Source organism: Desulfobacterales bacterium (genome assembly GCA_034003325.1).
Taxonomy (GTDB): Bacteria; Desulfobacterota; Desulfobacteria; order Desulfobacterales; family JAFDDL01; genus JAVEYW01.
In genome coordinates, this window is sequence record JAVEYW010000015.1 from 48,971 (window position 1) to 64,445 (window position 15,475).

Consider the following 15,475-nt stretch of genomic DNA (forward strand, 5'->3'; position numbering starts at 1 on the left):
AAACTTGAGGATCGAGTGATTAAAGGATCTGATCCGGGCGGCCAAAGGCCGACATCCGACCATGATTTATTTTACGGTATATCCTTTCCCCTCCAGACAAGCCTGAACAGCGCGGTTATACGTATCCATTTGTGCGTTTCGATCCTGCTGTGCTTGGGCATCGGCTTGCTGTTGGCCTTGGTTTGCCGATCGTTGCTTCAAGGCGCCGCCGGTTGCCCCCACACCCGCGCCGATGGCCGCCCCTTTCCCGGCATCCCCGGCAATGGCACCGGCGACGACCCCCACCAAGGCGCCTCTAGCGGCCCCTTTCACGGCCCCGCCTTGTTGCGGGGCCGTGCCGCCGACCGGTTGTTGGGCCAGCTTGACAGGATCGATACCGGTATTCTGGACTGCCCAGCCACGGCATTCCGCCTCGTCTTTTTGCTGCCGGTCCGGTGTTTGTCCCTTTGCAGGGAAAATGATCATCTCGGCGAATGCCGATGTGGAAATTAATCCGAAAATTAAGGTGTAAATTAAGCAGCGGTTGAAATTTTCCTTGATTTTTTTCATTTTAACGCTCCTTTTGGGAAACATGGATAATCTCCGATCCTTTTTTGATCCATCAATAGTGCTTGCTATTTTATATTTTCACTTCGGCATATTCTCAGCGTCTGAAGCGGCGTCGGCATCCATTGAGGAACGCACGTCCACCAGCGGTTGTTGAGAAACCACCATAAACCCGCTTTGCGGGCGATCAAGCGAAACCAGCAAGATGATTACGACGGAAAACGAGATGGCCAAAATCGGCGTTGTCCATGATCTCCTGGACCCCCCGATGGCGATCATAAAGCCTACCCCGATCATGCCGAGAATGATAAGGACGCCGAGAGCCACCCAGATGCCGACGGGCATCCGCGCCTGTAGCCCGACAGCTACCCGTAAGGCGTGAAGATCGATAAGCTGGTTCAGCGATTCGATATAGAGGGCGGCCACATCCGAGTTCATATCTTTTCGGGCATTCACGACCGCCATGTCCCAAAGCCGACGCTGAATCCGACCTGACGCTGGCATGGTTTTGCGGATCTTTTTAAGGTCACGAGACTGAGCCGCTTCAATTCGAAAGTTCACATACTCCCTGAACAGCTTTACTGCTTCACCGCGATCCGGCTCAGGCAAAAAATCAGACCGCAAATAGGCGGTACGAATCGCGTTGGCTTCTTCGCGTACAAGCGCCTTGCGGGCATCATACCGGTCAGACACGATGCCGAATGTGAACGCCAGGAGGAACGCCAGCAATCCCAGATTGGCGCCTACAATGGCAGAGACCGATGATTCCTTCTCATTTTCAGGGCGCCGCAGAACGATACGCCCAAGCCCATATCCAGCTTCCAGGCATCCCACTACAAAACCGATGGTTAACAAAAAAAAGCCCCAAAGGGGTATTGCATCCATATTCATCCGAGTTTCCTTTATGCGCCCCCATACTTCCTTTCCTGGGGTTGAGACGGTTTGCAAGGTTCCTGAGCAGTAAATATGGGGCAATCGCCAAAACTAATGTTAAAACGAGTGCCTTACCCGGATAGAACCATTTCAAAATAAACGCTCCGCTTCCTCCGGAAGAAGCAATAGTCGCAATGGAGATTACAAAGCGCGCCGGTCGGCTTGGCCGGCCGGCATCGTCGAGACATCTCTTTGTCGAATGCGCTGCGAGAAATCGGCGGCGGTGTCGGCTGCCCGGGCCCGGGCATTGACATGCGCGCGACGCTTCAAATCGAAAAAAGGTAACTTGTTGTCCAGACGGCCCGTCTCGTAGAGATAGTCAGGGACATAACCGCTCATCAGAATCTTCCAGCTGAGCGGAATACGATCCGGATTGACATGGGTGTTCGTCCAGATATTGGTGGTACAATTGGTGGTCAGGCTGTTGTAAAACTCGGGCCGGGCCTTAAGCGAATTCAGTTTTTCCATGTACGCGAGAAACAGCCGGCGACCGTTTTCTATTGGGCCCTGTAAACGATAGACAAACACATCCTCCGGCGGGTCCTTGCGATAGTTGGTGCGAAGCCGGATGACATCCCGCTCATCGGCCACCACATAGTAAAGCTCATATTGACGGAAAAACCCCTTGACCGTCGAGTAGCCTTCTCCCTTTTCTTTACGCGCCTCGATGGAAACGGCCAGGTACGCGCCATCCTCAAACCCGAAGCTAAGAAGGATATGGGCAATGGCAGGGCCCATCCAGTATACGGCCACCACATCGACCGACTTTAATTGTCGCAGATCAAAGCGTCTGTCGTAATAGGCGACCGTAAAATCGGTCTCGCTTCGATAATCGCAATTGCGGATGTTATGCACCGTGATGAAATCGCCGTCTATTTCCGCCCAGGAAAGCCGCGCCAGGTCCGGCAGCCAGTCCCGGTCATTGGAAGCCGGAATTGAGAAAAACCAGAAAAGCAACACGGCAAACACGGCCAAAAAGATCAGGAGGGACCGGGTCTTCAAGCGGCCTATCAGTAATACCCCGGCAGAGACGAGCCCGATACCGATAGCCGCCGGCAGCCGGAACCCCTCCGGCAGGTTGGAACAATAGACGAACAAGATTTCCCAGCCGGTAATGGCCGCAAGAATCGGAACCAACAGCGTCCATCCGAGCAGCCGAAAAAACTTTTTCGCCGGCGACCGGTAATCCGTGCCGGATGCAATGGCATGCCCCATAATCATTTTGCTCCTCGTGGCCTGTCCGGTGCGATCTTCAAGCATCCTTCCGGGAAAAAGCGCATTTCGGGTGTTATTCCGAATGCGCCAGGGAAGGAAGAAGCCGTACGTCTCCCCGTGATCGAAACCGGTCAGGGGAGACGCATCCTTCATTAAAAGGAAAGACTATCCGTGGAATAGTCGACAACCTACTTAAGAAGTACCATATCCACGCGGCGGTTCTTGGCACGGCCTTCTTTTGTCGTGTTCGGGGCGACGGGGTTTTCAACTCCGAAGCTCACCGTTTTGAGACGATCGGCACTGATGCCCTTGGATGTCAGATACCCGAACACCGATTCGGCCCTTCGCTCACCCAGTTTCTGGTTGTAGGCTTTAGCCCCCAGGTCGCAGGTGTGGCCCTGAAGTTCCAGCACCACCTCCGGATTATCCACCATGATCTTTGCCGCCCTGTCCAGTTCCTCCCTGGCTGAATCGGTCAAATCCGCACTATCAAAATTGAAATACACCGAGTGAAAGCTGATGGGTTGCCTTGCCGGTGGCTGGGGAGGCGCCATCGGTGCGGGAGCAGGCGGCGGAGCCGGTGCGGGCGGCGGCTGACATGCCTTCGCCTCATTGGCCAGGTTTCTGGCATCGGACAACATCCCCAACGCTTTATCGGTTTGGCACCCCCAATAAATATTCATTGCTTCCGTGGCCATCGCTTCCGCTTGCGTAATTTTTTCGGGGCAGTACTTTGCGCCATCCGATTGTTTAGCACTTGCAATGGCTTCCTCTGTCTGCGAAACGTCGGGCGGCAAGAGAACAGCCTTGTCGGCAACCCCGAAATGAGATTTCGCGCACCCGCTTATCCCCATAAGCAGCACCAAAACAACCAAAACCGAATTCTTCCTCATCTTGTTATCTCCTTGTCAATTATTGAAAAACGTGTTGCCGTCCTATGACTGAATCCCATCTGAAATTGACACCTTACAGAATGGATTGGCGGCAAAACAATGCCATTCGTCATTCGGGCGTGATCTTCGTAATTTTGGATCCCTGTATTCCCAGGCCTGCCATTAACCCCTTTTGATCAAAGAAAAAGACATAAATCCCTTCTTTGGCCGTCGTTGTGCTTAACGATCGCGCGATTCCTTCATCCACCACGGTAATATTGGGGCCAACCCCAATCTCCCACCCATCGCTCTTGTTCAGATACGCAAGAGACGCTTCATCCATGAAAAACATGGCGTAACCGAATTTCTGAGCGCCCGCCTGCAATCCATAGGAGGCGGCGACGGTATTGTAGTAACCGGTGGTTTTACCTTTTTTTAAAAGGGCGCCCTCTCCATATTGCCCTCCCACGATGAATCCTCCTTTATAGATACCCGGGAAAACCAATATCCCTTTTGCGAGCCGGGAAAGATCCTTGGCTGTGGGTGTCTTTGCATACAGTATTTCCAGCGCCTCATTCACCGCCGCATCTATCTCCGCGGCACTTTTCGCCATGGCGGGCCGGTTGAATGCGGCAATGCTGCAAATGGCCATTATTATGGTTACAACAACCGAAAAACGAAGTATGGTGCGCATAAAACTCTCCTTTTTAGTTTTGGGTAAGTGGGTGTATCCCCTTTTGCCGGCGGGTGAACCTTCCGGCGAACACAGACTAAAAATGCGGGCTATCGTCCTCGCCTGCCGCCGCCTCCGCCCCCTCTGCCGCCGAAGGAGGAGGAGCCGCCCCCCGACCCTCTACCGCCGAAGGATGAGCCGGATGATCGTTCCTTGCTGACACGCTGGCTCATCTGATTTCCGCGCTGACGGGCCTGCGCCTGAGATTCCAAACTCCGCGCCGACTCCCGGGATACTGAGCTTCTGGAAGCGGTTGACGGCTGCCGGGTCTGCGCCATTGAGGAAGATGAAGGTTGACGGGTCTGTGCCGTTGTGGCGGACTTTCCCCCAGAGGTCGAAGACTGAGCCCGGCTTCCTGTGGAAGCGGATGTCGATGCCGCAGAAGCACTCCTGGGTTGTTGCGGCTTGTTTACCGACTGCCAGCCGTTGCCGGTATTGCTGCTCCAGTTGCCGGAGCCGTCCTTTTTATAAACCGTGCCGTCTTTACCGGCATACACATTATTCTTCCCCTTGACGACCGCACCTTGACTGTTTTGCGTGTTCCACCCGACAGCACCCGTACCCCGGTTCGTCTGAACGCCGCCAACCGTCCCGTAAGCGTTGCTTCGGTACCCCCCCCGTACGGCGGTTCCCGTGGACGGATTATAAGCCACGCCTCTTCCGGCCGATCCGTAAGCGGTATTGATACTGCCTGCCCGCGCCCGCGCGCCCGTGTAAGGATTATAGGCCTGCCGAACCGACGCGCTGCCCGCGGGTCCGTATGCGTAAGCGCCACGGGAATAGGTTCCCGAGTACGGATTGTATCTCGCCGCAGCCCCAGCGCCACCGTAAGGACCATATACCGCGGCGCCTCTGTAATAGCCGCCGTAGGCATAGCTGTACCGCGCGCCGCAGCCATAGGAGTAGGGTACCGGATACGGCGGGTAATAACCGTAGTGATCGTCGTGGTGGTCCGCGATGATCGCCCCCATAATCATTCCGGCGCCAAACATGAGCACCCCGTTTGCCGCCACGTATTCGCCGCTGTAACCGGCTGTTTGCGAGTAAACGACCGTCGTCGGGGTCGTGTTTTGAACCACGACATATGTCACGTTATGTGTGGGATGGGAGGCGGGGATGGTGTAGATCGCCTGGGGGACGCTCTTGCAATAGGTCCACGGGCCGGTAGCGGCGCTGCCGCAGAACCAAACGCCCTGGTCACAGCAATAATAACCGCCATCGACGAAAAAAACCGATTGGGGAGAGTTCGCGGCGTATTGAACCGTGGTAGAGGGTATCTGTTCGAACTTCGGCTCGCCACTGTAGCCAACCTCTACGGCCGCCGGCTTTGATACATCCACGGCTGTGGTAGCTGGCACGGAAGCGAGCAGCACCGCATCCCTCGCCTCCACGGTCCCGGGAACAGAGGCCTTAACGAAGGCAGCCGGATCACTGTCCGGAATCCGGGCAAAATCCCCGGGCAGATCCAGGCTGGCAACCGTCCAGGGGCCATCGAGGCCAGCGGCTCTGAACCATCGGCCGGCGATAAGAAGATAATAGGTTTTATCACCGGAGAAGAGAAACACGGGGATGTCCGTGTTCGCGACCCGCATCAGCTTCGTGCCGGGGATCGGACTGAAGCTCGGCTCGCCCGCCGTTACCAAAAGCTCCGCGGGTTCAGTGCTTACGAATACCACGGGCGGGTTCTGGTCCCGCTTTCCAGGCACTTGCTGACGCACATCGGCCCAGTTGTCATCCTGTGGCAGAGAAGATAACCCGGCCGGCAGAGCTTCTGCCGGACGCCATGATCCCTTCACTGCATCCGCCGTGGCGAGCCAGTTATCGCCGTTTAGCAGGTAATACCGCTGCCCAGTTGCGTCGTAGAACACATCCCAATTGGTGTTCACGGCAAACATGAGCTCGGTCTTATCTTTTTCGACGGGTTTCAGCTCCGGCTCCCCCAGAAACATCACGAGAATAGCGGGCTTTTGGCTGTAAAATATTTTTGGCGGATCCAGATTCAATTCGACCGCCTGCTGCTGCGGCTGCTGATCAGGATCGAGATACGCCAGCACCCGGTCCAGAGAAACCGTCAGGGTCCGGGAGGGCGGATGCAGCTCATCCACAACCTTTTCCAGGGAAGTCGCTTCCGCCTCCGAGGTGTTCGGAAACCGCATCTCTCGTTTTTTGGGGACCATGTCCACGACACGCTCGGCATGGTCTACAACGGTATCCGCGTCTATTTCTACGACCCCCAGCTTCTCTTGTTGAGAAGGTCCGGTCTTGACGGCGATGGCGAAACGACAGCGAAGATCTTTGTAATCATTCCAGTAGTCCACCTGGGGCTGATAGACCGTCAACTGCTTGCCGTTTTTTTCAAACACTCTCGGCCAGCCGGGATCAGCGGGGGGCGCCTCCTCCGAGGCGGCAACGCCCGATGCCGACACCATCACCATCAGCACCAGATGAATAAGGATCTTATATGATTTCATCTTGTCTCCTTTTCACCTTGCAACGCATTACACGGCGCGTTGCAAGGAGTTGACCCGATACCGGCGCCCGGCTGCACGTTATCCTTCAAATGCCGGCGGCTATTCCCGCCACCCGCAGTAGAGGACGCGGCGCGCCGCGCGCCTCCTGCGGGGTGAAGGATCCATCCGTGCGCTTATTTTGCGCCGTGGGCTCCGTCCATGAATAATTTGATTCGCTCTCCCCAGAACTTGAAAGCCTCTTCGGCCGATCCCCACTTGCTGAACCTTTCCGAGAAAGCAGCGCTTCTATCGTCCTTGGCGACGGCAACCACATCGTTTGTCGCCGAGTCAAGCGCCATAAATTCGATACTCGTGGCGCCTGATCCGGACCATGAGCCCGTGGCACCCTTCTTGACGAGACTAAGACCCAGTCCAACCGGAACAACCGAGGTAATGCCGCTCATAACCGGACTACTCGACTTCAAATCCGTGACGGCGATGCGAAGGCGCAAAACGTCGGGACCGGGGTCGCCCACGATCGGGTATTTCTCATTGAGGGCGTTGATAATCTGCAGATTAAACGCGTCAGCCAACTCCTTCAGTTCCTGTGGATCCATGCCTTTATACTTAGAATCCGCGGCAAAAAAGAAAATAACGCTATCGAGCATAACCTTGTTGTATTTTCCGAAATCGACCCCCGGCTTCAGCCAGCGCATCTTCACCCCGTCCTTTGGGCCGGGTCCCAGATTTTTGGCGTACTCACCGAGAAACTCTGTCGCCGCCTGATCCGCCGCCACTACCGCTGATGAAGTGACCGTGACAAAACCAAAAAGCACCAACCCGAAAACTATCGCCCAAATCGCCTGACCTGTTTTTTTCATGTTTCTTTCCTTTCTTTTGGTTTCAGTATGTTACACTGGATAAAGAGTCCCTTTTTCTCATCACTCTTTTGCGGCTGCCGACTTTCTTTACTTCATCAAAGGGATGTTCGCAGCCAGTGCATATTGCATAATGGCCTGAATCTTGTTTTCAATCTGATAGTACCGCGCCACTTTGATCGCCGGTAAGGCCTTTTGAAATTTCGGCAGGTAGTAGGTTCGCAATGTCAGACGTTCCTTCTCCAGAACAATGGATCGATCTAAAAGGTTTTTGGCGGTTTGTTCGGTCATGCTTTGATAATTTTCGGCATACTCCCCGATCAGTTTTCCTATCTTTTCATTTACTTTTGTCAAATCGGCCTGATACTCTTGGTAAATCGGCCAGAAGGCCTTACCTTCGGTTTCCGTTAGCTCCATATTTGCGGCCACGACGAGTTTTTTATCGGCCCGGACTTTTTCCCGAAGAATTTCCATATTGGTTGAATCGGAACCCTTTTTATCGGTTGCTGTTTCTTCTGCACGGACTGGTGCGGAAACCAGCGATAGAGCCACTATCAATACTGCGATTATGCCGGTAACTCTCAGGTGAACTTTCATTTTTCTCCCTTTCATGTTTGTTTAATCAATTTTCAACCTATTCTTTATATTGACCGGAAGCCTGAAGGCGATTGCCGGTCAATGCGCTACGGTTTATGGATATTAGAGACCACGCTTTCATACTCTTTGTCAGAAACATGCATGTTTTTGCGGGTTTCTTCGCCGAAGATGAAAGATGCCTTTTTTGCATCCCGGCTTCCTGGCTTCCCGGCTTCCCAGCAATCCGGCTTTGCCGGATTAAAACTTGAACCGCACGCCGACCAGCGGACCGCTGACGTCCAGGCTGTCGAGTACTTTATTTTCTTCAAACTGCCACTCCAGATACCGATAGGCCGCAATTACGTCCACTCGGCAGAACCTGTAGCCGATACCTGTCATTGCCTGCCAGGTTAAGTCGCTATCCCCGGCACCGATATCGGCGTAGAACGGGAAATACCAATGCTTGGTCAGGTTAAAATCACCCCTGATGCCGCCTATGCCGTCCCAATTATCTGCCGATTCAGAAATGTTTCTGTCTCTTGCACTCACCGGTCCGGTGACATTGAGACTCAGCTCGGACTTAAGATAGAGATAACGTGCACCCCCTAATATCTCCATCCTGAAAGCGCCGGTGTCGATGAAGCGGTAGCCAATGGCCGGCGTAACAACCCAGGCCTCCAAATCCACATCGGCTCTCGCCTTGATTCCGGGCCGGCCGGGCACCCCAATCATGCCGTCGTTTTCCTCATTCAAATTCAAATACATCAGATCCGTCGCGATGTGCCATTTGCCGTTGAGCGCATGGATACCCCCTAAAGCGGCGAACTCCAGGTTGTCGATGACGTCGTCGACTGGAATATCGATATCGTCCCCGCCGGCGGTTTCTCCGCCGATGGCGATCGCCCACAAGTATAGATCGCCGTTAACTTGCCAACCGCCATCCCCTTCCGTTTGCCCCGCGGTCGCACGGGCCGGTATGACGGCGACCAGTACGAAAAGCATAAAAAGAAGAAAAGCACACCCTCTCGACATTCCTGTGCCCGCCCATCCGTTATGATTGCGGTTCCCTGAAAAACGCCTCCATTTTTTTTTCATTATATCCCCCATGATGTTCGTTTACGCCTGTGATCTTATATCAGCCGATGTCCTTAATTCCTCAAAATTTAAAAAAACTCCCCTTTTTTCTTCCGTTAAACCTCGGTCGTTCAATGCTTTTCCCGGCCCAACTCGCGGGATAGCTCCGTCAGCCGCGCACGGGTCGGGTGTTGATTTGGTACGGCAGAGGACAGCTGTGATCGGACATGTTCCCTCCTCAAATCCCTCCGGCCGGTTCTCCGCCCACCTGCTCTCTGATGAGCCGGGTCACCATGCGCGAACGTTCGGTTTCCAGGAGGGATTTGGTATCGACGCGTCCGAAGATGTCCATGAGCAAAGCGACCAGACCGGTCCACCCCGTCTGATGGCTGGCCCCGAGTCCCGCGCCGTTGTCACCGTGAAAGTACTCATGAAACAGGATCAGATCTCGCCAATGCGGATCTTCCTGGAACCTGGCCATCCCGCCGTAGACCGGACGCCGGCCGTCGGCATCGCGCAGAAAGGTGCCCGCCAGCCGGCGGGAAATTTCCTGAGCCACGTCGAACAGCGTCATGTGCCGCCCCGACCCGGTCGGACACTCAACCTCGAATTCGTCACCGTAGAATGAATACAGATTTAAAAGCGCCCGGACGATCAGCACATTGACCGGCATCCACACCGGCCCCCGCCAATTGGAGTTCCCGCCGAACATCCCCGTATTTGACTCCGCCGGAAGGTATTGCACCTTATACTGCTCATGGCCCACCTGGAAAATAAAGGGATGATCCAGGTGATACCGGGAGAGGGAACGGATGCCGTGGGGGCCTAAAAACTCATTCTCGTCAAGCAAATAACCGAGCACCCGGGTGAGCTTCTTCTTGCTCAGGATCGAGAGAAGACGGCGTCCTTTGTATCCGATGAAACCCTCGTCGATCGGCGCCACGTGGGAAACCAACTCGGGGTGGCGTTTCCGAAAGAGGGTCATCATTTCCATCAGCTTCGGATACCGTGTCACGGCATCCCCCTCGAACACCGTGGATGCGCACAGCGGCAGAAGTCCCACCAGGGACCGCACCTTCAACCGCATGGCCTGCCCGTCCGGAAGCTTCAACAGATCATAGAAAAATCCGTCTTGCTCATCCCACATCTCGTCGTGATGAACGCCGATGCGGTCCATGGCATAAGAAATCCACATGAAATGCTGGACAAACTTAAAGGCGGTCTCCTCGTACATCGGATCGTATTCGGTCAGAATCAGCGCGATTTCGAGCATGTTCTGGCAGTAGAACGCCATCCAGGCCGTTCCATCGGCCTGCTCCAGTGATCCGCCGGTAGGAAGTTGCGCGCTCCGGTCGAACACGCCGATGTTGTCCAGCCCCAGAAATCCGCCGGCAAAAACGTTTCGTCCGTCGGGGTCTTTCCGGTTCACCCACCAGTTGAAGTTCAGCATCAACCCCTGAAACGATCGTTCCAGGAACCGCAGGTCGGACCGGCCCAGGGTCCGCTCGTATTTGTACAGCCAGAGCGTCGCCCAGGCATGAACCGGCGGATTCACATCGCTGAAATTCCACTCGTAGGCAGGGATTTGCCCGTTGGGGTGAAGATAGAGACTTCGCAGCATCAGCAGAAGCTGCTCCTTGGCGAAATCGAAATCCACCAGCGCCAGGGTGGTCGTGTGGAAGGCCAGGTCCCAGGCCGCATACCACGGATACTCCCATTTGTCCGGCATCGAGATGATGTCGGCATTGAGCATGTGAAACCATTGCGTGTTGCGCACATCATGCCGGGCGGATTCGAGCAATGGATGACTCTTATGCTCAATCAGCCACGCTTCCAGATCAAAGTAATAGAACTGTTTGCTCCAGAGCATTCCGGCCAGCGCCTGGCGGTGCACCCGGCGTTCATCTTCGCCAAGCGCGTTCGGCGTGATTCTCTCGTAGAACTCGTCCGCGTCGCTGATTCTGCTGTTGAATGTCTTCTCGAAGTTGCGGAAAACATTTTCCGCCGGGGCGTTCGTGAGCCGCAGACGGACCGTCCGGCTGCCGCCGCCGGGCACTTCCAGCACGTAGTGGGCAGCGGCCTTGGTTCCCGTCTTGGCAGGATTTACCGCATCGGCCTGACCGGAAATGAGGTAGGCGTGGAACGCATCCTTGACATAGGGGGAGGTGTTGGGTTGCCCCCAGAGACGCTGTGAATTCGTCTCATTTTCCGTGAACAAGAGTTCCGGCGCTCCATCGCCGTACAACCAGTACTCGCCCAGAAATGGGTGTGCGGCCTGAATGGCGCCCGGCCCAACCTCGCGTAAGGAAGGCTTGGGCTGATCCTCTCCCCACGACCATGTGTTCCGGAACCACAGGGTCGGCAACAATCGAAGCCGGGCCGTTTCAGGGCCGCGATTGTGCAGGGTGATACGAATGGAAATGTTTTCCGGGTCTTCCTTGGCGTATTCCACAAACACGTCGAAATAGCGGTCGCCGTCAAACACCCCCGTATCGAGCAGTTCGTACTCCAACTCCTCCCGCGACCTTTTCCGGTTTGTCTCAATGAGATCCCGGTAGGGATATTCCCGCTGCGGATACTTGTAGAGATATTTCATGTAGGAGTGGGTAGGCGTGCTGTCGATATAAAAGTAGTACTCTTTCACATCCTCTCCGTGATTGGCCTCGCTATTGGTAAGCCCAAAAAGGCGTTCTTTCAGGATCGGGTCTTTCTCGTTCCAAAGCGCTAAGGCAAAGCAGAGCTGTTGCTTATCATCGCAGATCCCCCCAAGTCCATCTTCGCCCCAATGGTAGGCCCGCGCGCGCGACTGGTCATGCGTGAAGTAATTCCAGGCATCGCCGTTCTCGCTGTAATCCTCGCGCACCGTGCCCCACTGACGTTCGCTGAGATACGGTCCCCATTTCTTCCAGGGGATTCCCGCCTCTCGCGCGTCGTTCAGCCGTTTTTGCTCTGTGACATCGATGATTTTATGTTTCGTCATGGTTTCTCAATTTCCCGAAGATTCTCGGATCATCCTTTAAGGAATAGGGGGCTAATTCTATTTTGGGAACAAGAACGTTAACTGCGCCCTGAAGCCCCAACCCTCAGGGCCGTTATCCGGTGATTCGACCCAGTACTTCGCGCCTACGCCGAACTGGAGGATCTGCGGCCCGACCTTGAACAGTTGTGATATCACAGCGATTACCGGCACGGACCACGCCTCGTATTCCCAATCGTAGGTGGATTCCGTTTGCAACGTCAGGGTCGTCTTGGTCTTGGTGATGTAGCTTAAAAACGGCTGCAGGAAGGTGGCATTGATATCGGCCCGGTCGTCGTCGCCGGCCACGGACCAGATATGGTTGGCCAACATGCCGACCGTCCAGGCACCTTGTTGTTTCAGCACCACCACGGTCGGGCCCAGCCCCCACTTTTCACCGCCGAGCATCTCGTCGGTTGCGGACGGCAACAACTCGACCGGGCCGGCGCCCCAGATCCACCCGCCGGCGGTCGGCGCTTTCGGCGAGAAGAACTGGCTGGCCACGATATCGCCAAGGCCCGTCTCGTTCATTGCATCGACCGGGAAACCGTGCTGGTCAATCAAGGGCACAATGGTTCGGGTAATCACGTTCCATTGGTCGGTCAGCGAAAACGGGATAACCGGTTGAATGTTCAGCCGGCTTACCGAAGCGCCATCGTTCGATCCGCCGTACTCATCGTAGTTATACTGCGCCGGCACACTGATCAGGCTGGCGATCGGATTCGCCAGTTTTTTGGCCAGTTCAGCCGCTTGATCCGCCGCCCGGGCATGTGCTGGAAAGGCCAAGGTTGTGGTGATTACCATCAGCGTGACCAGCCAAAAGAAAGCCTTCATTCGACATATACGCACTGCTTTTCCCTCTCTTATGACAGAAGTTGAAGACGAATTTTCAACCTCCCGTCGATGTGGAAAGCGTCCTGGAAGGGAAGGAAGATCATCTCCAATATTTCTCTACGTGAATCTGCCCGGGATCGCCCTTACCGTCCTTTTTGAATCCCTCTTGCTGCAGTATCGCGAACATGGATTCACTCATATGGGGGCTGCCGCACATGAAAACATGCACATTTCCCGGCACCGGTCGGTAACCCCATGCCTTCTCAATTACCCCGCTTTTCCATACATCCTGGACATGACCCGTCGCACCTTTCCAGGGAACCGGCTCCTCCTGCGGCCGGCTGACAACCGGCAGGTAGATTAAGTTGGTGCGAAGGTTCTCCATGGCCATCAGGATCGATCGGTAACCCAGGTCCCACGAATGTCGCACGCCATGAATGATCGCTATCCGGCGCTGGGGCGGGAACTTCAAGTGGGTTTTCAGCATGCTGATGAAGGGCGCGAGACCGGAACCGGTGGTGATCAGAACCAGGTCGGCTTCCTCGGGCACTTTCGAATCGTCGTAGGTGAAATTGCCGACCGCCCTTTGGGACATCCAAATGCGGTCGCCGATCTTCAGGTTGAACAGACGAGGCGTCAGCGTACCGCTCGGAACCAGGGCCACGTAGAATTCCAAAAAATCCCGGTTCACCGGAGACGAGGCGATGCTGTAGGCACGTTTGATCAATTTTTCCGGATCCACGGGATTTCTTTCGGGTTCGGCAAGGGCGCAGCGGGGTGCCGAACCGAACAATCCCAGGGAAGTTATCTGGCCGGGTACATAGTCGGGAAAATCCCAACCATCCGGTACGACCTGCAGGATCATCAGCCAGGGTGAAACCTCGTTACGCAGGGTGACCACCGCATTTAAAATTGTTTTGTCCATGCCCGTTTCCCTTAGGTTGTTATCTGAAGCCTGTTGTCCAACATTTGCATCAATATGAATGCGTATCGCCGGCCGGATCACTTGCCGCGCTCAAGCGCGACAGCACCCGGGCTGTGGCGAATCCAACGATGGCCCCAATATAGACCGACATAACGCACATCGTGATGGCGCGCTGATCCGCGCCGGCCACAGCGTACAACGGGGCAATGGCGGGCCCGGTGTTCCGCGTGCAAACGCCGAGAGCGAGGACACTCTTCTGACCATGGGAAAGCCCGAAGCCTACCCCGTACGACGCGGCCGCCAATACGCCGTAGTAGACGAACTGGGTTGCGATCGCGTAAGTCCCGACCGCGCCAAGAAAGTCCCTCCAATTGGCCAACAAGAGGATGATCAGCAGGAGTAGGGTGTCAATCCCCGTCACTTTCTTAACGATCGGATGGGCCTTTTCGGCAAACGGTTCCGCGGCACGACGTACTGCTATTCCGAGCGCCAGCGGGAATGCAATGAATAATACGAGGGGCTTGGCGATGGTCCAGGTATCCGCAGTGATCCCCTTGCACAACACCGGGACCATGAGCGGCATGTATACCACCGTGCCCACCGCGGCCAGCAGCATGAAAGTCGCCACGTAAGCCAGGTCCCCGCGTGCCTTTTGCGCCACTATCGGCATGAACGGCGCGCATGGCACCATTCCCAGCAGGATCAGACCGAGGGCGTACGGCTCAGCCAACGGCAGGATTTTCGTGAGCAAAACGGCAAAGAGCGGGCCAAGGACAAAACACCAGATCAAGCTCAGTGTCACGAAACGCACGTTGCGCAAGGCTTGGAGGGCCTCATCGAGCTTGAGCTTGAGCCCCATCTCCAGCAAGTTGCCGAACATGAAGATGACGATGGTAATCGGTAACAGCTTATTCATTATTTCGATCACAGCTTACCTCCTTTTTCACCAGTCGATACACCAAGGCGACGCGCCACTATCAGCGGCCCTCTTTCTCTGTCATAAAAAGCTTATGCGTAAGATAATGGTAAGGATCAGAATTGCCCCCAACAAAAAGATGGCGCCGGCGGCCAGAAAATTCGGCTCCAGGAGCATATTGCCCTTGTAGCCCAATCGTTTTATTCCCCGGACGTATTCAATGATCGCTAAAAGCAGGGGTATGGTTCCCGTGAGAAGCAGAAACAGCCCGACATTTCTGGGGGTCTCAGGTCGCATCAATAATGAGGTACCCTCCTTTAACACATATTGGAGGACCTTGAATATGGTAAAGCCAAAACCGATCAACGATAGCGATGTGCGTACCCAGGCCAGGAGCGTACTGCGTTCCGCATGAATCGTACGCTGGATCGCAAGTTTATCAACCATTTTCAATTCTTCGAGCTTAATTATATCATTATTCATTCACGATTCCTTCCGCTCAGCCAT

14 protein-coding genes are annotated in these 15,475 nt (G+C 55.0%); all 14 read right to left on the reverse strand.

The features are described 5' to 3' along the window. Positions 1 to 66 precede the first annotated feature (66 nt). The 14 genes from RBT11_15440 to RBT11_15505 all read right to left on the reverse strand — a co-directional run bounded on the left by RBT11_15440 (position 67) and on the right by RBT11_15505 (position 15,451). Complete coding sequence (locus RBT11_15440) at positions 67 to 549, reverse strand: YMGG-like glycine zipper-containing protein (GenBank protein ID MDX9788174.1); 483 nt, start codon at positions 547 to 549, stop codon at positions 67 to 69. A 78-nt stretch (positions 550 to 627) separates the two neighbouring features. Then, positions 628 to 1,437: a DUF4239 domain-containing protein gene (locus RBT11_15445; GenBank protein ID MDX9788175.1), complete on the reverse strand. Its 810-nt coding sequence runs from the start codon at positions 1,435 to 1,437 to the stop codon at positions 628 to 630. A 183-nt stretch (positions 1,438 to 1,620) separates the two neighbouring features. After that, positions 1,621 to 2,847, reverse strand: a complete 1,227-nt coding sequence (locus RBT11_15450; protein ID MDX9788176.1) for a DUF4105 domain-containing protein — start codon at positions 2,845 to 2,847, stop codon at positions 1,621 to 1,623. A gap of 35 nt (positions 2,848 to 2,882) precedes the next feature. Continuing rightward, complete coding sequence (locus tag RBT11_15455; GenBank protein MDX9788177.1) at positions 2,883 to 3,587, reverse strand: OmpA family protein; 705 nt, start codon at positions 3,585 to 3,587, stop codon at positions 2,883 to 2,885. A 109-nt stretch (positions 3,588 to 3,696) separates the two neighbouring features. Then, positions 3,697 to 4,260 carry a lipid-binding SYLF domain-containing protein gene (locus RBT11_15460; GenBank protein MDX9788178.1) on the reverse strand — a complete coding sequence of 188 codons (564 nt, stop codon included), beginning with the start codon at positions 4,258 to 4,260 and terminating at the stop codon, positions 3,697 to 3,699. Between the two features lie 89 nt (positions 4,261 to 4,349). Next, positions 4,350 to 6,770: a hypothetical protein gene (locus tag RBT11_15465; protein MDX9788179.1), complete on the reverse strand. Its 2,421-nt coding sequence runs from the start codon at positions 6,768 to 6,770 to the stop codon at positions 4,350 to 4,352. Positions 6,771 to 6,943: 173 nt separating this feature from the next. Next, positions 6,944 to 7,630, reverse strand: coding sequence for a DUF3313 domain-containing protein (locus tag RBT11_15470; GenBank protein ID MDX9788180.1), 687 nt, complete (start codon positions 7,628 to 7,630; stop codon positions 6,944 to 6,946). 87 nt (positions 7,631 to 7,717) lie between these two features. Further along, entirely contained in the window at positions 7,718 to 8,224 is a 507-nt protein-coding gene (locus tag RBT11_15475) for a hypothetical protein (protein ID MDX9788181.1), read from the reverse strand. Between the two features lie 237 nt (positions 8,225 to 8,461). After that, positions 8,462 to 9,298 (reverse strand): hypothetical protein, encoded by an 837-nt coding sequence (locus RBT11_15480; protein MDX9788182.1) that lies wholly within the window; start codon positions 9,296 to 9,298, stop codon positions 8,462 to 8,464. A gap of 217 nt (positions 9,299 to 9,515) precedes the next feature. Then, the gene (locus RBT11_15485) at positions 9,516 to 12,257 is read right to left on the reverse strand and encodes a hypothetical protein (protein MDX9788183.1); all 2,742 of its coding nucleotides are present in this window, start codon (positions 12,255 to 12,257) and stop codon (positions 9,516 to 9,518) included. A 57-nt stretch (positions 12,258 to 12,314) separates the two neighbouring features. Further along, positions 12,315 to 13,127 carry a hypothetical protein gene (locus RBT11_15490; protein MDX9788184.1) on the reverse strand — a complete coding sequence of 271 codons (813 nt, stop codon included), beginning with the start codon at positions 13,125 to 13,127 and terminating at the stop codon, positions 12,315 to 12,317. A gap of 100 nt (positions 13,128 to 13,227) precedes the next feature. Further along, positions 13,228 to 14,052, reverse strand: coding sequence for a ferredoxin--NADP reductase (locus RBT11_15495; protein MDX9788185.1), 825 nt, complete (start codon positions 14,050 to 14,052; stop codon positions 13,228 to 13,230). A 49-nt stretch (positions 14,053 to 14,101) separates the two neighbouring features. Next, on the reverse strand, positions 14,102 to 14,980 hold the full coding sequence (locus RBT11_15500) for a bile acid:sodium symporter (protein ID MDX9788186.1): 879 nt from the start codon (positions 14,978 to 14,980) through the stop codon (positions 14,102 to 14,104). A gap of 69 nt (positions 14,981 to 15,049) precedes the next feature. Next, a complete protein-coding gene (locus tag RBT11_15505) occupies positions 15,050 to 15,451 on the reverse strand; it encodes a DUF202 domain-containing protein (protein MDX9788187.1) in 402 nt (133 codons plus the stop codon). Positions 15,452 to 15,475 lie beyond the last annotated feature (24 nt).